Origin of the sequence: Paraburkholderia sp. USG1 (assembly GCF_031570135.1) — a bacterium.
Lineage (GTDB): Bacteria > Pseudomonadota > Gammaproteobacteria > Burkholderiales > Burkholderiaceae > Paraburkholderia > Paraburkholderia dioscoreae.
In genome coordinates this window covers 365,998-387,731 of record NZ_JAMWXW010000002.1, presented here as the reverse complement: position 1 = coordinate 387,731, position 21,734 = coordinate 365,998, and the positions used below count along the sequence as shown (strand labels likewise).

Annotated in this window: 27 protein-coding genes and 1 pseudogene; 12 read left to right on the top strand and 16 right to left on the bottom strand. The window is 61.0% G+C overall.

Translation table 11 applies throughout. The features are described from left to right. Positions 1 to 67 precede the first annotated feature (67 nt). A complete protein-coding gene (locus NE850_RS04295; RefSeq protein WP_007177885.1) occupies positions 68 to 1,270 on the top strand; it encodes an acyl-CoA dehydrogenase family protein in 1,203 nt (400 codons plus the stop codon). Positions 1,271 to 1,329: 59 nt separating this feature from the next. After that, positions 1,330 to 2,658 carry an Nramp family divalent metal transporter gene (locus NE850_RS04290; RefSeq protein ID WP_007177884.1) on the top strand — a complete coding sequence of 443 codons (1,329 nt, stop codon included), beginning with the start codon at positions 1,330 to 1,332 and terminating at the stop codon, positions 2,656 to 2,658. 155 nt (positions 2,659 to 2,813) lie between these two features. Here the strand turns inward: NE850_RS04290 and flhC are convergent, their stop codons facing one another. From flhC to NE850_RS04230, 12 genes are all read right to left on the bottom strand, one after another. Next, a complete protein-coding gene (flhC, locus tag NE850_RS04285) occupies positions 2,814 to 3,383 on the bottom strand; it encodes a flagellar transcriptional regulator FlhC (protein WP_007177883.1) in 570 nt (189 codons plus the stop codon). A gap of 14 nt (positions 3,384 to 3,397) precedes the next feature. Further along, a complete protein-coding gene (gene flhD / locus NE850_RS04280; RefSeq protein ID WP_007177882.1) occupies positions 3,398 to 3,718 on the bottom strand; it encodes a flagellar transcriptional regulator FlhD in 321 nt (106 codons plus the stop codon). Between the two features lie 629 nt (positions 3,719 to 4,347). After that, entirely contained in the window at positions 4,348 to 4,881 is a 534-nt protein-coding gene (locus NE850_RS04275; RefSeq protein WP_007177881.1) for a GNAT family N-acetyltransferase, read from the bottom strand. Between the two features lie 74 nt (positions 4,882 to 4,955). Next, positions 4,956 to 5,858: a helix-turn-helix transcriptional regulator gene (locus NE850_RS04270; RefSeq protein ID WP_310698471.1), complete on the bottom strand. Its 903-nt coding sequence runs from the start codon at positions 5,856 to 5,858 to the stop codon at positions 4,956 to 4,958. 111 nt (positions 5,859 to 5,969) lie between these two features. Beyond that, positions 5,970 to 6,272: an addiction module antidote protein gene (locus NE850_RS04265; RefSeq protein WP_007177879.1), complete on the bottom strand. Its 303-nt coding sequence runs from the start codon at positions 6,270 to 6,272 to the stop codon at positions 5,970 to 5,972. Continuing rightward, positions 6,269 to 6,640: a type II toxin-antitoxin system RelE/ParE family toxin gene (locus NE850_RS04260; protein ID WP_007177878.1), complete on the bottom strand. Its 372-nt coding sequence runs from the start codon at positions 6,638 to 6,640 to the stop codon at positions 6,269 to 6,271. Before NE850_RS04260 ends, NE850_RS04265 begins: the two co-directional genes overlap by 4 nt. 270 nt (positions 6,641 to 6,910) lie before the next feature. Beyond that, entirely contained in the window at positions 6,911 to 8,026 is a 1,116-nt protein-coding gene (locus tag NE850_RS04255) for a tyrosine-type recombinase/integrase (RefSeq protein WP_310698470.1), read from the bottom strand. Further along, a complete protein-coding gene (locus NE850_RS04250) occupies positions 8,016 to 8,237 on the bottom strand; it encodes an excisionase (protein WP_310698469.1) in 222 nt (73 codons plus the stop codon). The genes NE850_RS04255 and NE850_RS04250 overlap by 11 nt, the downstream gene beginning before the upstream one ends. Positions 8,238 to 8,289: 52 nt before the next feature. Beyond that, the gene (locus NE850_RS04245; protein WP_310698468.1) at positions 8,290 to 8,547 is read right to left on the bottom strand and encodes a hypothetical protein; all 258 of its coding nucleotides are present in this window, start codon (positions 8,545 to 8,547) and stop codon (positions 8,290 to 8,292) included. Then, on the bottom strand, positions 8,541 to 8,873 hold the full coding sequence (locus NE850_RS04240) for a hypothetical protein (protein ID WP_310698467.1): 333 nt from the start codon (positions 8,871 to 8,873) through the stop codon (positions 8,541 to 8,543). Before NE850_RS04240 ends, NE850_RS04245 begins: the two co-directional genes overlap by 7 nt. Before the next feature lie 51 nt (positions 8,874 to 8,924). Next, positions 8,925 to 10,127, bottom strand: a complete 1,203-nt coding sequence (locus tag NE850_RS04235; RefSeq protein ID WP_310698466.1) for a hypothetical protein — start codon at positions 10,125 to 10,127, stop codon at positions 8,925 to 8,927. Next, complete coding sequence (locus NE850_RS04230) at positions 10,124 to 10,639, bottom strand: hypothetical protein (protein WP_310698465.1); 516 nt, start codon at positions 10,637 to 10,639, stop codon at positions 10,124 to 10,126. Before NE850_RS04230 ends, NE850_RS04235 begins: the two co-directional genes overlap by 4 nt. Before the next feature lie 94 nt (positions 10,640 to 10,733). On the opposite strand from NE850_RS04230, the gene NE850_RS04225 reads away from it, so the two are divergent. Further along, positions 10,734 to 10,955 carry a hypothetical protein gene (locus NE850_RS04225; protein ID WP_310698464.1) on the top strand — a complete coding sequence of 74 codons (222 nt, stop codon included), beginning with the start codon at positions 10,734 to 10,736 and terminating at the stop codon, positions 10,953 to 10,955. A gap of 79 nt (positions 10,956 to 11,034) precedes the next feature. Here NE850_RS04225 and NE850_RS04220 read toward each other — a convergent pair whose 3' ends face one another. The 3 genes from NE850_RS04220 to NE850_RS04210 are packed head-to-tail and all read right to left on the bottom strand — an operon-like array spanning position 11,035 to position 12,865. Continuing rightward, positions 11,035 to 11,472, bottom strand: a complete 438-nt coding sequence (locus NE850_RS04220; protein ID WP_310698463.1) for a hypothetical protein — start codon at positions 11,470 to 11,472, stop codon at positions 11,035 to 11,037. Then, positions 11,469 to 12,215, bottom strand: coding sequence for a PRTRC system ThiF family protein (locus NE850_RS04215; protein WP_310698462.1), 747 nt, complete (start codon positions 12,213 to 12,215; stop codon positions 11,469 to 11,471). Before NE850_RS04215 ends, NE850_RS04220 begins: the two co-directional genes overlap by 4 nt. After that, the gene (locus tag NE850_RS04210) at positions 12,212 to 12,865 is read right to left on the bottom strand and encodes a PRTRC system protein A (RefSeq protein WP_310698461.1); all 654 of its coding nucleotides are present in this window, start codon (positions 12,863 to 12,865) and stop codon (positions 12,212 to 12,214) included. The genes NE850_RS04215 and NE850_RS04210 overlap by 4 nt, the downstream gene beginning before the upstream one ends. Between NE850_RS04210 and NE850_RS04205 the strand changes: the two genes are divergently transcribed. Together NE850_RS04205 and NE850_RS04200 are read left to right on the top strand one after the other, a co-directional pair. Continuing rightward, on the top strand, positions 12,764 to 14,254 hold the full coding sequence (locus tag NE850_RS04205) for a host specificity factor TipJ family phage tail protein (protein WP_310698460.1): 1,491 nt from the start codon (positions 12,764 to 12,766) through the stop codon (positions 14,252 to 14,254). The two genes, NE850_RS04210 and NE850_RS04205, sit on opposite strands and share 102 nt — an antisense overlap. A 61-nt stretch (positions 14,255 to 14,315) precedes the next feature. Next, a complete protein-coding gene (locus tag NE850_RS04200) occupies positions 14,316 to 16,823 on the top strand; it encodes a tail fiber domain-containing protein (protein WP_310698459.1) in 2,508 nt (835 codons plus the stop codon). Between the two features lie 226 nt (positions 16,824 to 17,049). Here the strand turns inward: NE850_RS04200 and NE850_RS04195 are convergent, their stop codons facing one another. After that, complete coding sequence (locus NE850_RS04195; protein ID WP_310698458.1) at positions 17,050 to 17,904, bottom strand: hypothetical protein; 855 nt, start codon at positions 17,902 to 17,904, stop codon at positions 17,050 to 17,052. Between the two features lie 297 nt (positions 17,905 to 18,201). On the opposite strand from NE850_RS04195, the gene NE850_RS04190 reads away from it, so the two are divergent. The 7 genes and pseudogenes from NE850_RS04190 to NE850_RS04160 all read left to right on the top strand — a co-directional run bounded on the left by NE850_RS04190 (position 18,202) and on the right by NE850_RS04160 (position 21,624). Further along, positions 18,202 to 18,378 (top strand): hypothetical protein, encoded by a 177-nt coding sequence (locus NE850_RS04190; protein WP_310698457.1) that lies wholly within the window; start codon positions 18,202 to 18,204, stop codon positions 18,376 to 18,378. After that, entirely contained in the window at positions 18,375 to 18,857 is a 483-nt protein-coding gene (locus NE850_RS04185) for a glycosyl hydrolase 108 family protein (RefSeq protein WP_310698456.1), read from the top strand. Before NE850_RS04190 ends, NE850_RS04185 begins: the two co-directional genes overlap by 4 nt. Continuing rightward, positions 18,854 to 19,405 carry a 3TM-type holin gene (locus tag NE850_RS04180; RefSeq protein WP_310698455.1) on the top strand — a complete coding sequence of 184 codons (552 nt, stop codon included), beginning with the start codon at positions 18,854 to 18,856 and terminating at the stop codon, positions 19,403 to 19,405. The genes NE850_RS04185 and NE850_RS04180 overlap by 4 nt, the downstream gene beginning before the upstream one ends. 265 nt (positions 19,406 to 19,670) lie before the next feature. Beyond that, positions 19,671 to 20,039 carry a nuclear transport factor 2 family protein gene (locus tag NE850_RS04175; RefSeq protein WP_007177877.1) on the top strand — a complete coding sequence of 123 codons (369 nt, stop codon included), beginning with the start codon at positions 19,671 to 19,673 and terminating at the stop codon, positions 20,037 to 20,039. A gap of 24 nt (positions 20,040 to 20,063) precedes the next feature. Next, positions 20,064 to 20,276: pseudogene (locus NE850_RS04170) on the top strand (hypothetical protein); the annotation flags it as partial. A 302-nt stretch (positions 20,277 to 20,578) separates the two neighbouring features. Continuing rightward, the gene (locus NE850_RS04165; protein ID WP_007177875.1) at positions 20,579 to 21,043 is read left to right on the top strand and encodes an RbsD/FucU family protein; all 465 of its coding nucleotides are present in this window, start codon (positions 20,579 to 20,581) and stop codon (positions 21,041 to 21,043) included. A 173-nt stretch (positions 21,044 to 21,216) separates the two neighbouring features. Further along, entirely contained in the window at positions 21,217 to 21,624 is a 408-nt protein-coding gene (locus NE850_RS04160) for a VOC family protein (protein WP_007177874.1), read from the top strand. The last annotated feature ends 110 nt before the right edge of the window (positions 21,625 to 21,734 follow it).

Genomic DNA, 21,734 nt, shown 5'->3' with positions numbered 1-21,734 from the left:
CTTTGGGCGTCGTCGCAAGCATTCTGTTCGCGGCCGTCCGCCAAAAAACTTTTCACGTGGAAATTGCATGAACGATCCTCGTCATGCCGATGCGTTGCACACGCCTCAGGCATCCGCTGCGCCCGTGGTGCGCGATCTCGCGAGTCTGCTCGACGCGCTGCATGCCAGTGCCGCGCAGCGCGATCTCGAAGGCGGCCACGCCGCCCAGGAAAAACAATGGATCGCCGACGCGGGGCTTCTCACGCTCGCGGTGCCGCGCGAATTCGGCGGCCTCGGCGCGCGTTGGCCCGACATCTACGAGACGGTTCGCAAGATCGCGCAAGTGGACAGCGCGCTCGCGCATCTGTTGGGCTTCACCTGCCTGCAGCTGGTCAGCGTCAATGTATGGGGCAATCCTGAACAACGCGCCCGCTATCTGAGCGGCACGGTCGAAAACCGCTGGTGGTGGGGTAACGCGGTCAATCCGCTCGACACGCGGCTCATTGCCACCGCAAGCGGCGACGGCGGCTACCTGCTCGACGGCCAGAAGGGGTTCTGCTCAGGCACGCGCGGCTCGCAGATGATGACGGTCTCCGCGCAGGATCCGGTCACCGGCAAACCGGTGTTCGGCGTCGTGCCGACCACGCGCGAAGGCATCACCGTTCACGAAGACTGGAATCCGATCGGTCAGCGGCAGACCGATAGCGGCAGCGTGTCGTTCGTGCGCGTCAAGCTCGAACCGCAAGAAGTGATGGAGCGGCCCGACACGCCGCACGCGAGTTTGCGCACGCTGATCTCGCAACTGGTGCTGACCAACCTGTTCGTGGGCATCGCACAAGGCGCGCTCGACGAAGCGCGAGCCTACGTCACGCGGCACGGCAAGCCGTGGATCTATTCCGGCGTGGACAAAGCCACCGACGATCCCTACCTGATCCAGCGCTTCGGCGAGATGCGCCTGCAAGCGGTCAGCGCGGAAGCGCTGGCCACGCGCGCTGCCTGGCTGCTCGAAGACGCATGGCAGCAAGGCGCGGCGCTTTCCCCCGAAACCCGCGCGCAGGTGGCGCTCGCCACCTCGGAGGCGAAGATCGTCGCGCACCGCGCCGCGCTCGACGTCAGCGAACAGCTGTTCGACGCCTGTGGCGCCCGCGCCACGCATGCGCCGCTCGCGCTCGACCGTTTCTGGCGCAACGCTCGCGTGCATACGCTGCACGATCCGCTCGACTACCGCGTGCGCGACGTCGGCCGCTACGCGCTTACCGGCGCGTTGCCGGAGGTTTCTTTGTACACTTGAGGCGGCTCGCGGCGGCCTGTACGATGCGCCGTGTTTATCCCCTTCAAGAGACTCCCGGATTGCAGTTCAAACTACCGACTACGGCAACGGCGCCGTTTTGCCCATCCGAGGTGCAAGGCTCGGTGGCCGTCTCGCGAGACGCGCCTTTCTGGAAGAAGATTCTGCAATTCGCGGGGCCCGGCCTGCTGGTCTCGATCGGCTATATGGACCCGGGCAACTGGGCGACCGACATCGAAGCCGGCTCGCGCTATGGCTACAGCCTGCTGTTCGTTGTCATGCTGTCGAGTCTCGCGGCGATGGCGCTGCAATGCCTGAGCATGCGCCTTGGCATTGCGACCGGGCGCGATCTCGCCGAGTTGTCGAGAACACGCTATTCGCCGGCCGTGGCGCGTGTTCAGTGGCTGCTGGCGGAACTGTCGATCGTGGCCTGCGATCTGGCCGAAGTGCTCGGCGGCGCACTCGCTTTCCATCTGCTCTTCAAATGCTCGCTGACCACCGGCGTGCTGCTGACCGCGTTCGATACGTTGATCGTGCTCGGCCTGAAGGGCAAGAATTTCCGCGACCTCGAAGCGATCATGCTCGGGCTGATCGCGACCATCGGCGTTGGATACATCATCGAGTTGGCGCTGGTGCAGCCGCACTGGCCGTCGGTCGCGCAGGGGCTGATTCCGTCGTGGCAGGCTTTGAGTTCGCGCGAGCCCATGTATCTGGCAATCGGCATTCTCGGCGCAACGGTCATGCCGCATAACCTCTATCTTCATTCGTCGATCGTCCAGACGCGCGCGGTGAAGCGCGATCCCGCCAGCATCAGGTCGGCGATCGGCATGTCGCGCATCGATACGATCGTGTCGCTCGTACTGGCGCTGCTGATCAACATGGCGATCCTGATTCTCGCCGCCGCGGCGTTCCATGCCACCGGCCACAATCAGGTCACTGAAATCGAGGACGCCTACAAGCTGCTCGCGCCCGTCGTCGGCACCGGTTTCGCGGCGGTGTTGTTCGCCGTGACCTTGCTTGCCTCGGGACAAAGCTCGACCTTTACCGGCACGGTGGCGGGGCAGGTCATCATGGAGGGTTTCCTGAAGCTGAAGATTCCGTGCTGGCAACGGCGCTTCATCACGCGGGCTCTGGCGTTGATTCCCGCGCTCATCGGCGTGCAGATGATGGGCAACGGCGCCGTCGGCAAGCTGCTGGTCGCAAGCCAGGTCGTGCTGAGCCTGCAATTGCCGTTCGCGCTTTACCCGCTGATCCGTATGACTAACGACCGTTCGTTGATGGGCGAATTCGCGAATACGTTGCTGACACGGTGCGTCGCGTGGACGCTGTTCGTGGTGATCAGCGCGGCGAACCTCTGGCTGGTGGTGCAAACGGTGGGATTGGCCGGATGATCCGGCCTCGCGCCGGCTGTCGGCGCTAACGGGACAAAAGGAGCGAAGAGGGCGAAGAGGGCGAAAGAAAGTCCGCATGGAGCGGACTTTCTATGTGAGGCTTCGGATCGGGTCGGGCCGGACCAGCCCTCATCGAGTCAGCGTTAATCCAGTCATCAGGCGGCTTGCGCAATCTGCGCGGCTTCGAGCGCTTCCTGGCGGGCGGCCGCGGCTTTCTTCGTCTTACCGGCACGCGACGGCGGCTGGCATGCGCCGCACACCACGTTGTGCTGCAGATCGTGTTTGTGTGCCACGAACTTGCCGGTGCAACGGCAGCATTTGGTCAATTGCAGAATGTCGGCGTCGAAGAATCGCACCAGCGTCCACGCACGCGTCAGGTCCAGCACCGGTTCGGTTTCGCTGTGCTGGCAATGTTCCAGATACAGCCGATACCCTTTGGTCAGCGCGTCCAGATGCGAGCAGCGCGCTTCGTTCTTCAGGAACAGATACGTGTTGTAGAACAGCGACGCGTGAATGTTCGCCAGCCACGTCATGTACCAGTCCGCCGAGAAGGGCAGCATGCCCTTGGGCGGCGATACACCCTTGACCTCGCGATACAGGCGGATCATGCGGTCGCGCGAGAGCGTCAATTCGCTTTCGAGCACCTGCATGCGCGCGCCGAGTTCGATCAGTGCGATCGCACGGAATACTTCCTGTGCGTCTTCCGTCAGGCTACGCTTGAGCATCGCGGTCACCTCGATTAAGCGAACTGCTCAGCAGGCTGGCCTGCAAGCAGGATCGCCGCGTGAGTCGGTGCAACTGCTGTGTGTTTCGTCGTTTGCGTCAACGCCGACAACATGGAGTGGTCGTTGAAGCGGAAGAAACACAAAAGCTGATCGGAAGCGGCCAGCTTGACGATCTGCGCGAGCGACAGCCCGGCAAGCAAATCGGCCAGTTCCGATGACAATCCCAGCCGGAACATGCCGACCGGTTTGTCCTCACGCAACATACGTTGCGCGAGCATGATGTAAGACAAGTTGATCTCGCGGATTGAATCCAGCGTCTCGCTGCTACGGTCCATTTTTGTGTTTCCGAAGCCCCGAATTACGATGTCGGCATTTTTTGCCGTTATGTCTTTTGTGCCTCGCCGGAAATGATGTCCTCCGGCTACTGTCACCACCAGATACAGATGGCGACCTTTTGATACATCGCGTTACATTTCGTAACAGCTTGGGACGAATTGTATGAAGGGTAAAACAAGAAATCAATCCTTTCTCAAAAAAATGTCTCAAAAAGATACATCAATTTTCGGTAACTCTTTCATGGTGCTGTAATACATGATGCATAGCGGATTTTCCGCCCGCCCGAACTGTTGTCAGATCCATGAAAACCCTTGCAATACAGGCTTTTCACTTATTCATCTGAACAAATAATATGAGCCGGTCACGACGAGGTAATTCCAGCTTTGGCTGGAAGGGAAATAGAAAGAGGGGTCAATATATGTAATAAGTACCGTTGCTTGACCGTACTTTGGGGACAAAGCGGAGATGTAACAGGTTGGTGCGGCCCCGGTTACAAACAAGGCCGGATTTGTAACTTCCTGCATAACTTCTATTGAGTGGCCGAACCGGTATGCTCGACTTCGACGCCGAGCCGGACGAGCCGCTGAACGGCGGCGAGGTTCGCCGCCTTCGCTATCGGTGTCTGTATCTATTGGATGAACAGCGCCATCAGATCGGCGTCGTGAAACACGCCGTCGACATTCAGCGCGCCAACTTCACAGCCATATTTGCGAAAACCGAGCGATTCATAAAGTTTTCGGGCAGCTTCGTTGCGGCTGCCGACCAGCGGCTGGATTTGCCGCAGACCGTTTATATGCGACGCCCGCGCCAGCAGTTCATTGAGCAATGCGCGCCCGACGCCGCAGCCCGCGGCTTCCGGCGCAACATACATGCCGACCACGGCGGCTTTATGGCGCTGCTTGTCGCTCGGGATTCGCAGCAGTCCGACCACGCCGATCAACGCCGTTGCCGCCGATGCGTAAGCGCCGAGCAGAAAATCGCCTTCTGCCGCACGCGAGCCCTCCAGCATCGCGTCGTGTTGTGACGCGCCTTTGGCGAGCGCCTCCTCGTAACTCTGGCCGAACGAATCCGGATGCGCCCGCAGTCCGCGCAGGCGAAGCTGGAAGTAGTCGTCGCGGTCGTCGGGACCGAGTTGGCGTATGAGCACGGCGTTGTTGTACAAATGTTCTCTCCGCTCGGTCTGGCGATTGAAAGGAGACGGACTCGACGTTGGGCAGTGCCGCGTCTACCGTCAGACTATGGGTGGCGCACTGCCTCTGCGCATCGACTCCCAGCGGATTCGCGCAATGCCGCCGCGGTTTGCTGGTCGGCTGGGAAGAACGCTTCGATGGCGAGCTCCGAAAGTGTTACGTCCACCGGCGTACCGAATACCGTGGTCGTGCTCAGAAACGACAGCACGCCGATCGGCGTGCGCAGCCGCAGCGGCACCGCAATCTGGCCGGCGGCGGTGGTGTCGTGTTCGGCCGCTTCTGCGCCCGGCGGCGCAGGATAGGCGGCCAGTTCCTCGTGCAGCGCGCTTAGAGCATCGTCGCCGCTCACGTCGATTTGCCGCTGCAGCCGAGCCAGTATGTGCTCGCGCCACGCATACCAATTAACGATCGACGCCGCGATGCCCTCCGGATGCAGGCTCAGGCGCAGCGCGTTGACCGGCGGCTTCAGCAGTTCCGGACTTGCGCCGTCGAGCAGAGGCGCGAGCGCGCCATTCGCGGCAATGATGGTCCAGTGCCGGTCGATGGCAAGCGCCGGGTAGGGCTCATGCCCCTTCAGCACCGACTCGACAGCCCCGCGTGCAGCAGCCAATTGTGGGTCCGATAGCTGCCGCTCCCGGAACAACGGCGCATAACCTGCCGCGACCAGCAGGGCATTGCGCGCCCGCAACGGCACGTCGAGCCGTTCGGCAAGATGCATGACCATTTCCCGGCTCGGCTCCGCGCGACCCGATTCGACGAAGCTCAAATGCCGGGTCGAAATATCGGCTTCGGCGGCGAGCAGCAACTGACTCATTCTTCGACGCTGGCGCCATTCGCGCAGCAGATCGCCGACCGTGCGGCTGGCCGCCGGCATATGCGGCGGGACGGTTTGGGCAAGCGAGAGTGTGTTCATGCCAACGATGATAGCCAAACCGCGCCGGCGATCCATTACCTGACAGGTAATGGAAAACCCCGGAACACCCCTGACAACGAAGCAGATCCCGGCGCATTGACACGGTGCCAAAGTCGGCGGACTGGCGAACGCGACGCCAAACGCAACTCAGGCCGCCGCCACACCTTCGGGCACCGCGTTGAGTTTGACACCGAGCGCGCGCAACAGTTTGAACACCGTATCCATGCGTGGTTTGGAACCGGGCGCGAGTGTTTTATAGAGGCTTTCGCGCCCAAGTCCGGCATCTGCCGCGATCTTGGCGATGCCGCGCGCTTTGGCGATGTCGGCGATTGCGGCGAGCAGGACGTCGGCGTCGCCTTCTTCCAGTGCTGCGTTGAGATACTCGGCGATCATTTCCTCGCTATCGAGGTAGTGTGACGCGTCGAACGGTGCGGTTTTGATCTTGCTCATGACAGTTCCTCTCTGATTGCTGCCCACATTGTTTTGGCATGCTTGATATCGGCCGGCTGGGTGGACCTGTCGCCACCGCAGAGCAGCAGATAGACTACGCGTTCTTCACGCGCGAAGTAGACCCGATAACCCGGGCCGCAGTCGATTCGCATCTCTGACACACCGTCTTCCAGCAACTTCACGTCGCCGAAATGCCCGCGTTCCGCACGCCGGATTCGCACGAGTATTTTCGCCCTTGCTCTTTGATCGGAGAGCCGCGCGAGCCAGGTGTCGAACTCCTCGGTGCGGTTGACCGTGTACACAGGTGGTGAACCGATCTGCTGAGAAATGTATCCTTTCGGATACGGTCTTGCAGGTGTAAAAACCATATTGAAAAAGCGGCCCGTGTCCGTGTCTGTTGAGTGCGTCACACGCCGCGCGCCAGTGCCGCGCGGCCCCCATTTGCCACATGAGGTTAGTGGCTGCCGTCGCGGCTGATGACTCGGCCGGATGGCCTATCCGGCAAACGCCGAACGGCATACAGCAAAATGCGTTCGCACCGCTGCGCGCGCTTGCTTACCTCCCACGTAATCGACCGGGCCTGAAACGCACGCCCCAGCTAGAGCGTCTGGAATTCGTCTGGAATTCGTCTGGAATTTTCAGCCTGCAAGTTTGACCTCGACCCATTCTGAGCCGCGTACGTCCCGGTACATTGCGGTCATGCTGGCGCTCTTGTGGCCGAGGATCGCCTGTGCGAAATCTGGGCTGTATTGCTCCGAATAGAGACGCGCGGCGAGACTGCGCAACTCATGGAAAGTGGGCGGCGTCTTGCCTTCCTCCCATGTGATTTCCGACTTCGTTCGGGCTCGCGCGAAGGCGCGAGTTAGGGCATTGGCCTCCAACGTGTCACCGGGCTTTTGCTGTCCATGTCGCCTAACGTGATGCAGCATCGACTTCGAAATGACCGAATCGCGGCAGCGCTTTATCACATCCTCAAGTGACAGTCCGAGAACGTCGACGCGCACAGTCACCGGGATGCGAAGCTTGGCCCCGGTTTTCTTCTGGGTCACAAAAAGGAATCCGTCTTTTACGTCGGAGAACAGCATGGATGCGACATCCTCGCGGCGCTGCGCGGTCAAGAGCGCGAGTTCCATGCTGCGGGCCGCCCATGGAACATCCTGCAGTGCTGCCTCGTATATTTTCAGGAACTGATCCAACGTCAGGCGGGAGCGCTCGACCTCGAAGTCAGGAACCCGTGTGACAGTCACCGGGTTCTTGCCGGTCTCTATAAGTCCACGCGTCTCTGCCTCGCGCATCATGTCGGCGAGCGTCTTCCGAACGAGGCCTGCCATTTGCGCACCGCGTGTCTCGGTTGCATGCTTGATGAACTCGGATACTTCCGCTGTATTGATCTCGCGCAGATGCTTTCCGACGAACGGCGCCGTACGCACGGCGCGGATGCCGGACTTGACCGTTTTAATGGTTGCTGGTGTTCCCTTGCGCGTGTCGATGTAGATTTGCTCATATTCAGCCGACCACGCATCGAGCGTTTTTCCTGCCGGCTCCAGAATTTTTTGCGCAAGCGAGATATTGCCGCGGCGCTTTTCTACCGCTAGATTTGCTGCGCGCGCTTCTGCGAACGCACGCGCCTGATCGCGCCCCAGCCCATGATCCTTTTTTGTGTCCGGGTCGCGCCAGTAAAAGTAACCGGCGCCATTCTTATTCAAGTGATCAGGCCAGTTTCGGCGCTTTGCTTCGCGGCGCCTAGCGGCCATTGCCCAGCCTCCGCGACATCTCGCCCGCATCGTCGCAATACACCGCGTCCGGTTCGACAAAATAGCGGCCGCCGCATTTGATCGGCTGTGGCACGATGCGGCCGTTGCGCCGCCAGTTCAAAAGCGTGTTGCGATGCGGCTTGGCTTCACCGAACAGCCGCTCCGCCCATGCCTCAAGCGTCATCAATTTTGGCAATTCGACGACCTTCATCAGATCCCCCAGTGTTTGCGCGTGGTTTCAATCATTCGTTGTGCTGCTGCCATTAATCGGTTTTCCCGATCGGCCCGACACTCAGCGCCACGACTGGGTGGCCGGTACCGGCGATCCACAGTTCGATCGGCTCACCCGCGTTAATCGCCGCAAGCTCTGCCGGCGTTGGTTCCCACGACGAGACCATGAACTGCCCCTGTTCGGTGAGGACATCCCGAATCGGCAGGACATTGCACTTTGAGATGTCGCCATCCCAGTTCGGTGGTGCACCGAGGTTGCGCGTTGCGCCTTCAATGCGTTTGATCAGCATTCTGTCTCTCCGCTTGCCGGACGCGCGGCGGGTGAGACGGCGACCGTCAGCGGTTGCAGGACGGCATGAATCTCAGGACAACTCTGCTTCGGTACCCACGACAAGGCGACCGAAAGCGCGTTAGATTGCCCCTCAGTCAGCGCCCGCGTCTGCTCCACTGGTTGCGCTACTGTGCGCAGGGCGGCGCGGGCGGCGCGGGCTTTCCAGCCTTCCCAGCCATTATCTAGAGCAGGATTCGTGTAAGCATCGCCGTTCCTCGCGAAATCCAAATAGCCAATCTTTCGCATCGCAGCTTCAAACGCCGCCCGCTCCTCGTCCAGCACCACGGCGGTCTGAGATGGTTGCGGGAATGCGGCGCGGGCTTGCCAGCCTTCCCATCACGCATTCAGATAGTCTCGCCCTTCTCCGTAAGTGTCGCCCTCGCGCAAATCCTTAACGTCGTCGGCAGTGTGGTCCCCGTTCCAGCCGTTTTCCTTCATCGCCGCGTTCCATATTTTCGCGTAGTCCGCCTCAAACGCCGCCCGCTCGTCCGTCGCCACCGGTTGATATTGTGAGGATGCGGCACGGGCTTCACGAACCGCATTCATGGCGAGCACGAACAGTGTTGCAGCTTGCTCGTTACTGCGATCGGCAACGTACGCATCCCAAGCGTCAATCAAATCGCTTACCGCCCGCTCTTCGTCCGCCACAACCGGCTTGATGGATGTGGCGCGGGCATCGATATAGCCCGCACAATAGCTTCCAAGGTCATGCGAATAACCAGCGATCTTCGACTTGTCGAAAGAGCGCAGCGCCACCGCCTCCTCTGCGTCCACGGCCGGATCGTCTGTGCGCTCCAACAATTTGCACAGGTCGTCCAAGGCGTCCGTATCTTCGCCTTCTTCGTCGCGATACCAGCCTGATTCACGAAGACATTCGATGATGTAGCGCAGCGCATGAACGCCACGCGCCGGGTTGCCTGCTGACGCCGCACGCCCATCGTCCAGCACCACGGCAGAGGGGGCGCTGATCGGCTGCGACAGATGCCAAAGCATCATGCAGAAGTTCGCCACGTCGCGCGGGTCGCCTTTCTCGACGTGCTCGCGCAGCATGCGGGACAGGTCTTCCGGGTCGCAGTCCTGCCAGCCGCTACGGCCTTTCAGTCGTGCCTCAAGCAGTTTCTGCTTCATCGCTTCAGCGAAAGAATCGACGCACAGAAAATCCGTGTCTAACGTCTCGCCCGCTTCCACTGGCTGGGATGGTTGCGGGGCGGCGTAGAGCGGCGTGCATGTCCCGCCGTTTGCTCGTGCCTGATCGCGTGCGGTCAGTTCATTGGCATGAGAGCGAACCCACGTCTCATCGCTGAACTGCCCTTTACCTTGCCATTCGACGAGCCATGCCACAGGCTCCCCCGATTGCACTGGCGCGGCAGGCTTGCTTGCAGATAGCAGGGCGTCTCGAAGCTCGGCCATAGCGAGACGTTCAGCCTCACCTCCTTCGACGCCGCGAGTTCGCTCCAAGCAATACCGGCTGTTATATAGGTGACACATCTGTTCATCACTAAGTGTGGTCATACCCAATCCTTCATGGGTGGCGGTCATGACTGGTCACCGGTAGATGGAACGGAATTCTGAGGGCAGTCAATTTCGTGGGTGCCGCTCATCGACTGCGAACAAAAGAAGCATGTGCCCGGTTCTGCTCGGTCGATTCTCTCGATCTCGGCGAGGATCAATGCGCCCGCTTTGACCAGATCACGGCGTGGCGTCGTCGGCTTCCACCACTCCTGCGCCCACGGCCAGAAACTAAGCCCGCGCTCGTCCAGCGCATTGCGCATCATCTGGTCGATCGAGTACCAGGCTGCCGCATGCGCCATTTCTCCCATGTCGTGCTGGTCATCGTGCTCAGGTGTCCAGCCCTCGACAGACATTTGACGCTGACGCTCGGTGATAACGTCGCGCACAGCTTCACCAAGCACATCGGCACCGCGCGCGAGACCAGAGCGCACGCCAGCGTCGAAAATATCCTGTTCGGTCAGTGGCCGGCGGCTAGCGTCGAAAAATGAAGCCTTGAAGTCCGCAAGCGTATGCGGCACTGGATCTGCATTCATGGTCATGGCGCGATCTCTCATTGTGCGATTACTAACAATCTTTAAAATTTCACTGGCGCGGCAGGTGATAGCGTTACGGGGACTTCAGGAGGCAGGTTCCGTGAACGACTACGTCATCCGCTATAAGGGCTACATCATCGACTTCACGCCTTTGGAGGCGGGAAGAGGTGTGTTCGGCCCGCGGTGGACGATCGCGAAAGACGACCCGGTCTGGGCTGGCAGCATTCCGCTGTCCGCTGGTCTTCTGATGTTTCGAGGAACGCACGAGCAAGCCGTGGAAATCGGAAAGATCCAGGGCATGCGCATGGTGGACTGCGTGTGATACTGGCCGTGTTCTCATTGGCGTCGCTCTATCTGTATTTCGGATAAATGCCGTTTATCCGTTTTGCGGATATTCCCGATCAGAACGGCAAGTCGTTGTCTTCAGGGGCCGATTCAAGGGGCGTTCTTTCCCGGATTTTCGGCACTGCCTTCACACAGATTCGAATCAGGTCTTTCCCACGCATATCGCAGACGTCGGAAAGTGCGAGGAACGCTTTATAGCGAGCCTTGCTTCGCGCGCTGGCCGTCACGGTGAACCACGCTTCGTGGTTCCATTTGTCGTTCCACGGTGGTAGGCAACGCCACTCACGCAGCACGGGCACGTCGACGATCTCGCCGTACTCGACCTTGTCAGTTGGGTGGTAGCGTCGCTCTTCCTCGCTCTTGTCGCCGTCGATCACAACGCAGAGATAGTGGCCGTCGGCACCGACAATGACGCCACGCTCGCCGTAGCAGGTCACCTGTCGGCCACGCTCGGCGGGCACGTTGTAATACTTGCGGATGTAATCGAAGCTCATGACGCCACCGCCGAGTTATCCACAGACAACGGCCGGACGTGCCCGGTTTTGAGGTTCACGAAGGCGCCGCACCAGCTGAGGCGGCCGTGCCGGAAGAACTCCCACAAGATACCGAGCGCCGGCGTCACAATCGCCTGATTGATGAACAGCTCTTGCCGCTCGAGCGCTTCGGCGAGGCCGCAACTCGGCGTGTCGTCCTCGGGGACGGTTGTGTCGATCAGCTCGGGCAGCACGTCGTACGGCCAGCGCAGCGCAGTCCCGCAAGGTTTCTTGCCGTGCGCAAAGCTGCGCCCGAAAATCACTTGTCCGTCGCTGGCGCGGTTGCCGAGATCCATCACGTACGCGGCGGTCTTCGCGAGGATCGGTGCGAGCTTTGCTCGAGCAGCTGCGCTATCGACGCACACGACGGCAATTCCCGCCCCCACGTTGACTAGCTCGCTCGGGCCCGCGTGAATCGGTCGGGCGTGCCAGTCCAGGCCAAAGAACGCGTTGAGCCGGTGAACCAGCACGACGCTCTTGTGCAGGCCGACGTCGGCCGGGCTGAACATCTGGCGACCGATGTTTGCCTCGCTGACGGTATCGCCGTCGAACGCGGTGACGTGCAAGCCCGGATGTCCGAGCGCGGTCAGCGCGTGGTTGAGTCGCGCGAGGCCTGTCAGCATCTGCGAGCCGTTGCCGCCGCAGCCGATCAGCGCGATATTCACGCGCCGATCGAGAAAATGTGCGGGCGTGATGTGGGTCATGCCGGCTCCGGAACCTTGAACACGGCCGACGCCGGCACCCTCAGCGGAATAAGCATCCCGAGCACGCAGAGACGGAACGCTACGCTCGGCGTTCCACCATCACCGAGGCCGCCGAGCACCGCAGAGATCTTCACTTCACCAGCGTCGTCGGCGTCGTCCTGTGCACTGAAGAACGCCGGCGTTGCGCCGTGACTGTGCAAGTCGATCGCGAGCGATTCGTGCGGCTGCAGTTCCGGCCGTTCGAACGTGATCGCGCCGGGCGTGGCGGACGAGACATGCAGGGCCTTGTACGCCAGTTCCTTCCTGTCGTTGTCCCATACGATCCACGCGGCGTGCTCGTTCGGCAGGGCGCTTTGCGCTTCTTCCGCGAACGCCTGCACGAACGGCAGCGCGACGCCGAGTCGGCCGAACGCGAGCTCGATCTTCGGCATGACCAGGCCGTACGGAGGCTTCGGGCCCATGTCGTTGTGCTTGGCCAGCTGCTGGATCACATGGAGCCACGGGCGGCGCACCTCGACGAATACGCCCTCGGCGGTCATCAGGAAACGATGGCCGACTTCGAGCAGCGGGGCGAACTGTGCATGCTTCGGTACCGCAACGTGACGTTCCAGCCTGCCGAGGTTCCGTGTGTGCTGGCGGGTGGAACGCAACTGAAGCCGTCGCGGCTGCAACTGTTCGGCTGCACCGATCGCAATCAGGCATGGCGGCACGGCATCCGGCTCGCCGCAGCAAACCGCGACCGGCGACGCAGTATCACGCTTGTGACCGAGATGGAGGGCTATATACCGCGCTATGGCGATCTGGTGGCGGTCTCGCACGATGTGCCGGCTTGGGGCTTGTCAGGCGTTGTGATGAGCTACGCGGGCGGCGTCGTGACGACATCGGAGCCGCTCGACTGGTCAACCGCTGGGCAGACCTATTACATGGCATTTCGCAAGCGCGACGGCTCGGCGGACGGCCCATATGTGGTCACTCAGGGCGCCGACGATTTCACTGCGATCGTCGCTGGTGCGCCGTCGCTCTACATCTCGGACGGCAACAGCGAAGAGCCGACGCATTACCAGTTCGGGCCCGGTGAGCGGCGCGGACTCGACTGCCAAGTCATCAGCGTCAACCCGAAGGGCGACGGGCAGGTGGAGTTGATGATGGTCAACTATGCGTCATCCGTGCAGCAGGCCGAAACCAACGGGTCAGCCCCACCGCCGCCGGCTGCATCGCTGCTGCCTGGCATCACTGATGCGCCAGTTGTTGCATCAGTGGCAGTGATCGGCACGCCGCAAAATGGCCAATCGATGGTGTCGTGCACGCCAGCGCGCGGCGCGGTGTCGTATGAGTTTCAGGGGTCGACAAATAGCGGCGTCACATGGACGGCGCTCGGGGCAAGCACGGTTCCATCGATTGCGGCGAACCTCGGCGCTGGGCCGTGGCAGGTGCGCGCGCGAGCGATCGGCAATCTACCAGGGCCGTGGGCTGTCTGGTCTGGAACGGTCTCGCCCGTAACGTATCCGCCCGCTGCCCCGACGTTGACGCTTCAGAACCCACCATTCAACGGCGGCACGATGAACATCAACGTATCGAATGCGAATGGCGATTTCCGCCATGTTCAGGTGCTGACCGGGGGCGTGGTGAGGCTTGAATACGACACGACGAACTTTGTGATCAATTGGGACTTGAATATGGCGGCGCAGTACAGCGCCGTATCGCCATCGGTGACGTTCAATGTGACGGAAGCCAACGTCGTGGGCTCATCCCCGAACGCTGCGTCGCTGACGGTCACGAAGGCTGCGCCATCCGCTCCGACCGGAACCTATGCGAAGGGATCTGGCGTCAACTCCGGCACGCTATCAATCAACGCGGTATCGGCACTCGATCTCGACAAGTACTACATCAGGTCGGGCTCGGCGTCGGGGTCGATCGTCTACCAGGGTGCCGCAGGCGGCTCGATCGTCACGACTGACAACACGAGCTACTACCTGTCCGTCACCGACAAGTGGGGAAACACTTCTGCCTCGACCGCGATTACCGCGACGTATCCATAAGCTTCACCGACATCCGCATTAAGCCACCTCCGGGTGGCTTTTTAATTTCTAGGAGCTCTCAATGAGCACTTCAAGCAGCCAACTGTTGGCCGATGTCGCGCAACTGCATACCGACTCCGGCTTGATGCACAGCGTGATTCATGCCGATCCGACCGTCTCGGTGATGACCGAAGGTGGCCCGATCAAGAGCGTTGCCGCCGCGGTCGCGAGCATTCAAACGTTCATCGCGCGAGGGCAGTGGGTGACCGGAGCCGCGTACGCATTCAAGGACGTGTACACCGATTCTGGTATTGCATACATGGTGATGCAGGCCCACACATCAACGACGATCAGCGCGGATCTCGCTTCCGGCAAGGTCGCGGTCTATCAGGGCATTCCTCCGTCCGAATTCAGCAGCAGAATCGGCCGCGTGGTCGATGCGATCTCGGCGCTGAAGGGGCTGTCTCATCTGACCTATACGCATGCGTTCGTTACCGGCTATTACGGTGCCGGCGATGGTGGCGGCGGCGCGTACACGTATGACTCGACGGACACTGTCAGTGCGGACAACGGAGGCACCGTTATCGTTGCTTCGGACGGCGGTCGATGGAAGCTTTCATACACGTCGACGCTCGCGGCTGCACAGTTCGGTGCGCGCGAGGACGGCGCGACTGACGACACGGCGGCTGTGACCGCCGCGCTCGGTGCGCGCGCAGGCGGCACGGTGACGTTTCGGAACAAGCTCTACATCGGCTCCAATCTTACGATTCCGTCTGGTTGCTGCCTCAAGGGCCCGCTGGAGAACGTCGGCGAGCGCCGGAACGAATCGTGGAACTACAACACCATTGGGACAATCCTCCTGAACGGAGCGGCGACGATCAACCTTGGCGAAGCCGCAACAGTTTGCGGCTGCTACGTCTTGAACAGCGCCCTTGCGAACGCGCTTCCCTTTGCAACTGCGACGGCGGCTCAAGCGGCAGTCAACGCGTTCGCGGGCACCCCTTTCACAGCCCTTGGCGCGGACGCGCAATTAAAAGACGTGTGGATCGGCGGCTTTGCTCAAGCATTCTCTTCATCTGGCTATGAGCGCACAAAGCTGTATCGTGTTCAGATCGACTGTACGAGCGGCGTGTACGTCGATTCGTCGTCTGACATCGGGCGAATCGAGGATGTGCACTGCTGGCCATTCCTTACGACGCATCAAACGTGGACAACGACGGCGCTTCTTTGTCGAGCCGGCGGTGGCTTCAAAATCACGGGGCATTACGACACGGGCATGATTGTCAATTGCTTTGCCTACGGGTATGCGATCGATTTCGATATTGAGGCAAAGGAAACCGTCTCGATCATCAATTGCTTCGTAGATGGTCCGTCCGCCGGCACTGGCCAGATCGGCTTCAAATTCACTGGGTCCGCGGATCTTATCCGGATGATCGGCGGCGGTGCGTCCGGCGTTGACACTGGCCTCTATTGCAACGTTCCGTCTGGAAGCTCCACCGGCGCGGTGAATATCACCGGAGCGGCATTCTGGGGCAACTATCAGCACATCGTCTCCGACGCGCACAAGCATCTACAACTCGACGGCTGCGTAATGCGTGATACGAATGGTGGCGCCCGCGTCGCGGTCACACTGAACTCCACCGTCGCTGGAAGCACGCTAATCACGGATACATCCTTCGACAGCTGCGGTACGTGCTGGAACGTCAATGGCGCCGCGCTCAACTTGCTAGCGGCACGCGGAAATCGATTCATCAACGCGGTTGATACCATTGGCCAAAGAGAGGCGGCCGAAAGCGCCGTCGCGGCACAGCGCGCGTGGGAGGCGTACTCGCCGGACAACAGCGGCCCTTCGATACGGGCGAAGAAGGCGCGGGGAACGGCTTCCGCTCCGGCCATTGTCGCCTCCGGAGATCAGTTGGTGTCGATGTTCGGATATGGGTATGACGGCTCGAACTTTGTTTCCGGTGGTCAGATCCGTGCGCAGGTGCAAGGCGCGCCGGCTGTCGGATCAATGCCCACGACGATGGTCTTCTCGACGAATAGCGGATCAGGACTCACCGACCGGCTCGGCATCCACAGCGCCGGGTACATGTATCCACTCACTGACAACGCCTATACGTTTGGGCAGTCAGCAAATCGCTGGTCGGTGATCTATGCAGCGACGGGCACGATCAATACCTCGGACCGCAACACGAAGAGCGACATCGAAAATGCGTCGCTGGGACTGGACTTCATCAATGCACTTCGTCCCGTGAGCTACAAGTTCAAGGTGGGCGGGACGGATGTCGTGCGGCAGGTGTATCGGGATGATGATGGGGTGGAGTGTGATACTGACGCAGAAGGGGCGCGCGCTGCAGAGATGATCACGAAGGATCGGCCGGGGACGCGCACGCACTGGGGATTGATCGCGCAGGAGGTGAAGCAGGTGGTGGATGCGGCTGGTGTGGACTTCGCTGGCTGGACGATCGCGGATCCGGAAGATCCGGATAGCCTTCAAGGATTGCGGTACGATCAATTCATTGCGCCGCTGATCAAGGCAGTGCAGCAACTCTCTGCCGAAGTCGAAGCATTGAAATCGAAAGCATCGTGATGCCACCCAAGCCGCCTCCGGGCGGCTTTCTCATTCAGAGATGCCCATGAGAGACGCCGTTTCAGCAATTATCAAGGCGGCACCGCCCGTGTCGATGCATATTTTAAGGGGTTTCAATTCGCAGATCGTTGTCATGGTGGCGGCACTCGTCCACAAGTATGCTCGAGATCTGCACCCTTTCGACGAACTGATTCGGTGTTCCGCTTCGCAATGAGGCGCGAGGCTGTCACAAAATGCCGCGGAGCATGTTGGTGACGTGCTCAAGGCCGGCACCGTCAGCGCTCCGCGTCCAGGATACGCCGGTGCGCTTCGTCTTCGCAGGCATGCCGACGATGAGACTTGCTGGCTCGAAGCCTCCCTTCGCAACAGATCCGACGCCGACGATGCTGCCGGCGCCGATCGTACTGTCGGCGAGGACAGTCGTCCTCGACGCAAGCCAAACATGGTTGCCAATAGCGATACGAGGGGCGGGGGAATAGTTAAGCGTCTCTCCCGTGGCTACGTCGAAGATCGAATGACTGTCGCCAACGTGAATGTGTGTTGTCGCAAACATGCAGTCTTCGCCTACTTCGAGCGTACCGCCCTCGCAAAGGAAGACTTCGGTCCCATTGCTGGTAGTGTTCTTGCCGATGCGCGCGACTGACTCGCCCCACATCCTGAAGATCCACTTCCCGCGGCAGTTCTGGCCGAAAAGCACTCGCTGGTTCGAATTGGAAACATGAACCTCGACCTCATCAGGGATCGACTCGAACTCGATTCGAATGCCGGTGATCGACTTCGGATCTGCGCCGCCATGAAAGAGGACGCGGAGCCGGTTCAAAAATCGCTGGTCGCGCGCGAACACGACTACTTCCCCATTTGTCTGTTTTGCTTGCTCGTTGATGAAGCAAGCCTGCGGAAGTTCCGAGATCTTGAGCGTAATCTTCGCCTCGGGCGCGGCCGGCCGGATCGGCGCGGAGGAGGGAACTGGCGGCGCGCCGAAGAGCGTCCGCATGCGGTCTTTATCTTTGAACTCTGAAGATCCGATCAAATCACGCGCCAACTGATGATGGTTCGCCGTTCGCATCTTCGATTCGATCACTGACTCTGATTCAGGGTCGCGACCAAGAAAGAATCGGTATCCCCAGATTACTGCTTCGCGTGGAATCGTCATTTTGTGTTGAGTCTTGCCAGAAATTCTGCGGGCGAAGTCTAGCGTAAACGCTTCATCCGCATGCACACGAGTCGCGTGAGAGCGAAATTTGCTGAATGAGTCACAGCCGTTCAATACGAGCCGCTTTCGAGCGGTTTATTTCGCAGGTCACCCAAGGGTGGCTTTTATTGAGCCACCTTCGGGTGGCTTTTTTATTGGGCTTTTGCCCGTGACCGGGGACTCACCATGCCAGTAGAAGGCCTGTCGCAAGACGAAGTTAAAACCGCACTCAAGGAAGGCTTGACTGAGTGGCTCGATAAGCAGTTCGCGACGCTGGGCAAGTGGACGCTGGGCGGCATCACGTCGCTCGGGCTGGCCGCACTGGCGTACGCATTCCTTCAAACCAAGGGGTTCAGCAAATGACCAGCTTCGACGACGCCTTCGGTGCATTGATCGGCAACGAGGGCGGATATTCAAACAACCCAGCCGACCCCGGCGGCGAAACGATGTGGGGCGTCACGGCGCGCGTCGCGCGCGCGGCAGGCTACGCCGGACCGATGAAGGAATTGCCGCGCGACACCGCAAAGGCGATCGCCAAAAAGCTGTACTGGGATCCGCTGCGGCTCGACGAGCTCGATGCGCGGGTGGCGTTCCAGATCTTCGACGCGAACTACAACGGCGGCCATCCGGTGATCTGGATGCAGGGTGCAGCCGGCGCAAAGGTCGACGGGCTGATCGGGCCTGCGACGATGGCTGCGGTGCAGGCCGTTGATCCGCTCCGTTTCATTCTGCGCTGGAACTCGCTGCGCCTGACCTATTTCACATCGCTCAAGACCTGGCCGACCTTTGGCAAGGGCTGGGCAAATCGCATTGCAACCAATCTCACTAAAGGAGCCGCATGATGCCGCTTATCCCTATCGCAATGGCACTGGCGCAGTTCGCGCCGATGATCGCTGGCTGGCTCGGCGGCGCCAAAGCCGAAGACATTGCAGGCAAGGTAGTTGGCATTGCCCAGACGGTTACGGGGCAGTCCGCGCCCGACGCTGCGCTCGCCGCGATCCAGGCCGATCCGAATCTCTCGCTGCAATTCCAGAAGGCGGTGCTCGATCGGCAGGCGCAGCTCGCGCAGATCGCCGCCGACGTCGAGAAGGCCGAGATTGCGGCCGACCAGGCCAACACCGCAGTGGTCAACCAGACAATGCAGGTTGAGGCGAAGGCCGATCACTGGCCTACCTACGCATGGCGGCCGTTCGTTGGTTTCTGCTTCGGGTTCGCATGGATTGGCGCGTATTTCATCATCCCGGTGCTGCGCGGCTGGTGGCCAAACATCGCTCAGCCGAGCATCCCGCCCGAGGCGTGGATTGCTATCGGTGGTGTGCTTGGAGTGGCGAGTTTCTTCCGCGGGAAGATGCAGGCCGATCCGGGCGTCAAGAGTGACAGCAGGGGGTAGTGGCAATAGCGAAAAGCCTCGTCTGGAATGGGCTTGTAACTCTTTGATTTCATTGTGTCGTGATTGTGCATCTAGCTGGTTGCATGCCAGTGCATGAAGTATCGATAAGCAATTGAATTAATGGAGGATTCCTCTGTTTGGTGGGCTTTACCTCCCACGTAATCGACGCACTGCGTCCAAGCCGCCAATCTTCACTCCGGGCCCGCCGCATACAAACGTGTTTGCGAGACGTAGTGCTCAGTCATGCCAATGAAGGAGTCTTGAGATGAATGCGCATACCGATCTGATCGACCGTTATTTCGATGCATGGAACGAGACCGATGGCGCGCGCCGTCGCGAGTTGATCGCCGCGACATGGAGCGCCGACGCCGACTATCGCGACCCGCTGCTGTCGGGTGCTGGCCACGAAGGCATCGACGCAATGATCGGCGCGGTGCACGAGCGCTTCCCGCATCACACGTTTCGCCGTACGGGCCAGGTTGACGGCTACGCCAACCGGCTGCGCTTTTCCTGGGAACTGATCACGCCCGCCGGCGAGGCAATCGTGAAGGGGTCCGACTTCGGTGTGGTCGATCCACGCGGACTCTTGCAGGCCGTTACCGGCTTCCTCGATCAGGTGCCGGGCGGCGCCTGAACATCGTTTTTTTGGGAGACGATCATGGACGAGCTCACTGCCGCCACGTCTGCGCAAACGGCCATCATGGTTGCGCGCCTGGCGGGCGCCGTCGACTCGCTGTCCTGCTCAATCGCCGGCTTCGCGCTGCTCGCCGGTGCGCGCGCGTTTATGTTCATCGCGTTGCTCGGCTGGCGCGAGCCGGTGCTGGGCGGCGCGGGTCTCGTGCTGCTGGCGTCGGTCGGCTGGCTGCGTTGGCAGTGCGGTGCCGCCAGTACTTTGCCGGCCACGCAGAAGGTCCGGGCGACGGCCCACTCGGGCAAAAGCGCAGCGTGCCGCGGCCACGGGCGACCCTTGGCGAATGTGTGCGGCGTTGCTTGCTACAATCGTTCGCTGGAAGCGATTCGAAGCGCCGTCACGCCTTCGTCGAGCCGGGCGCCTGCCGTTTCGGGCCGACTCGAACGCGGGCGTGAGCCGGGTGCTCCGCGCATCCGGAAACCAACCTCCGAACCCGGGCGGCCAGCCGCCAATCGGACCTGATCGGACTACAAGGAGACACCGTGCTGAAGAATCTGGACCCGCTGCTCAATGCCGACATACTGCATGCACTACGCTCGATGGGCCACGGCGACGAACTCGTCATTTGCGACGCCAATTTTCCGGGCGACTCGGTCGCGCGCGAGAGCGTATCAGGCAAGCTGCTCCGCCTCGACGGCGTGAGCGCGCCGCGCGCGATTCGCGCGGTTCTCTCGGTGATGCCGCTGGATACATTCATCGAGCACCCGGCGTCGCGCATGGAGGTGGTCGGCGAACCGCACACGATTCCGGCCGTGCAGCGTGAGGCACAAACCGAAGTCAACGCAGCGGAGGGGCGCGACGTGCCGTTCGCGCCGATCGAGCGGTTCGCATTTTATGAGCGGGCGCGCAAAGCGTATTGCGTGATCGCCACCGGCGAAGCGCGCGGCTATGGTTGCTTCGTCTTTACGAAGGGCGTTCTGCTCGCCGCGGACGCGCCGCAGTCGTAATCTTGGCTGGTGCTGGTGCTGGTGCTGGTGCTGGTGCCAGCGCGACGCCATGAGCGCAACATGCCGATAGCCGCACGCGAGTATCACACGCGTGCCACCTTTGCTTCTGGCCGCTGTCGGCGGACCGTCCTGGTCCGCCGCGAGGCAACGGTCCACATCACGGTGACGAACCCATGAGCTTTTCTATAGAGAGTCTGGATCATCTCGTTCTGAACGTTGCGGACGTGGAGGTCAGCGCGGCGTGGTACGCACGCATGCTCGGCATGCAGCGCACCGAGTTCGAGTCGCGCACCGGCACGCGGGTGGCGATGACCTATGGCAATCAGAAGATCAATCTGCGTCCCGCAGCGGCCGACACCGTCGCGTGGTTCACCGGCCGCGAGCCGGTGCCCGGCAGCGCCGATCTGTGCTTCGTTACGACCACGAGCCCGGCCGAGGTCAAGGCGCATTGGCTCGCCCAAGGCGTCGAAATCGCGGCTGGCCCCGTGGAGCGCGACGGCGCGCTTGGCAAGATGACCTCGGTGTATTGCCGCGATCCGGACGGCAACCTGATCGAAGTCGCGACGTATCCTCGGGCATAAGCACGGCGGCGGCATGGATAGGGGACGCCAACCGGCGTCCCGCTCGGCGCCAGGGCGCTCTTTTCCTTCCCGTATGCGGCACGCCTCGCGCCGCCCACCTTGGCCTGAGC

Bases quoted from the DNA above. Each gene is read 5' to 3' on its own strand.
- NE850_RS04295 (WP_007177885.1), top strand. From the start codon at position 68: ATGAACGATCCTCGTCATGCCGATGCGTTGCACACGCCTCAGGCATCC.
- NE850_RS04215 (WP_310698462.1), bottom strand. From the start codon at position 12,215: ATGACCCACATCACGCCCGCACATTTTCTCGATCGGCGCGTGAATATC.
- NE850_RS04190 (WP_310698457.1), top strand. From the start codon at position 18,202: ATGCCAGTAGAAGGCCTGTCGCAAGACGAAGTTAAAACCGCACTCAAG.
- NE850_RS04200 (WP_310698459.1), top strand. From the start codon at position 14,316: ATGAGCACTTCAAGCAGCCAACTGTTGGCCGATGTCGCGCAACTGCAT.
- NE850_RS04175 (WP_007177877.1), top strand. From the start codon at position 19,671: ATGAATGCGCATACCGATCTGATCGACCGTTATTTCGATGCATGGAAC.
- NE850_RS04205 (WP_310698460.1), top strand. From the start codon at position 12,764: ATGGCCGACTTCGAGCAGCGGGGCGAACTGTGCATGCTTCGGTACCGC.
- NE850_RS04250 (WP_310698469.1), bottom strand. From the start codon at position 8,237: ATGAAGGTCGTCGAATTGCCAAAATTGATGACGCTTGAGGCATGGGCG.
- NE850_RS04220 (WP_310698463.1), bottom strand. From the start codon at position 11,472: ATGAGCTTCGATTACATCCGCAAGTATTACAACGTGCCCGCCGAGCGT.
- NE850_RS04185 (WP_310698456.1), top strand. From the start codon at position 18,375: ATGACCAGCTTCGACGACGCCTTCGGTGCATTGATCGGCAACGAGGGC.
- NE850_RS04265 (WP_007177879.1), bottom strand. From the start codon at position 6,272: ATGAGCAAGATCAAAACCGCACCGTTCGACGCGTCACACTACCTCGAT.
- NE850_RS04260 (WP_007177878.1), bottom strand. From the start codon at position 6,640: ATGGTTTTTACACCTGCAAGACCGTATCCGAAAGGATACATTTCTCAG.
- NE850_RS04230 (WP_310698465.1), bottom strand. From the start codon at position 10,639: ATGACCATGAATGCAGATCCAGTGCCGCATACGCTTGCGGACTTCAAG.
- NE850_RS04235 (WP_310698466.1), bottom strand. From the start codon at position 10,127: ATGACCGCCACCCATGAAGGATTGGGTATGACCACACTTAGTGATGAA.
- NE850_RS04255 (WP_310698470.1), bottom strand. From the start codon at position 8,026: ATGGCCGCTAGGCGCCGCGAAGCAAAGCGCCGAAACTGGCCTGATCAC.
- flhC (WP_007177883.1), bottom strand. From the start codon at position 3,383: ATGCTCAAGCGTAGCCTGACGGAAGACGCACAGGAAGTATTCCGTGCG.
- NE850_RS04245 (WP_310698468.1), bottom strand. From the start codon at position 8,547: ATGCTGATCAAACGCATTGAAGGCGCAACGCGCAACCTCGGTGCACCA.
- NE850_RS04270 (WP_310698471.1), bottom strand. From the start codon at position 5,858: ATGGATCGCCGGCGCGGTTTGGCTATCATCGTTGGCATGAACACACTC.
- flhD (WP_007177882.1), bottom strand. From the start codon at position 3,718: ATGGACCGTAGCAGCGAGACGCTGGATTCAATCCGCGAGATCAACTTG.
- NE850_RS04160 (WP_007177874.1), top strand. From the start codon at position 21,217: ATGAGCTTTTCTATAGAGAGTCTGGATCATCTCGTTCTGAACGTTGCG.
- NE850_RS04180 (WP_310698455.1), top strand. From the start codon at position 18,854: ATGATGCCGCTTATCCCTATCGCAATGGCACTGGCGCAGTTCGCGCCG.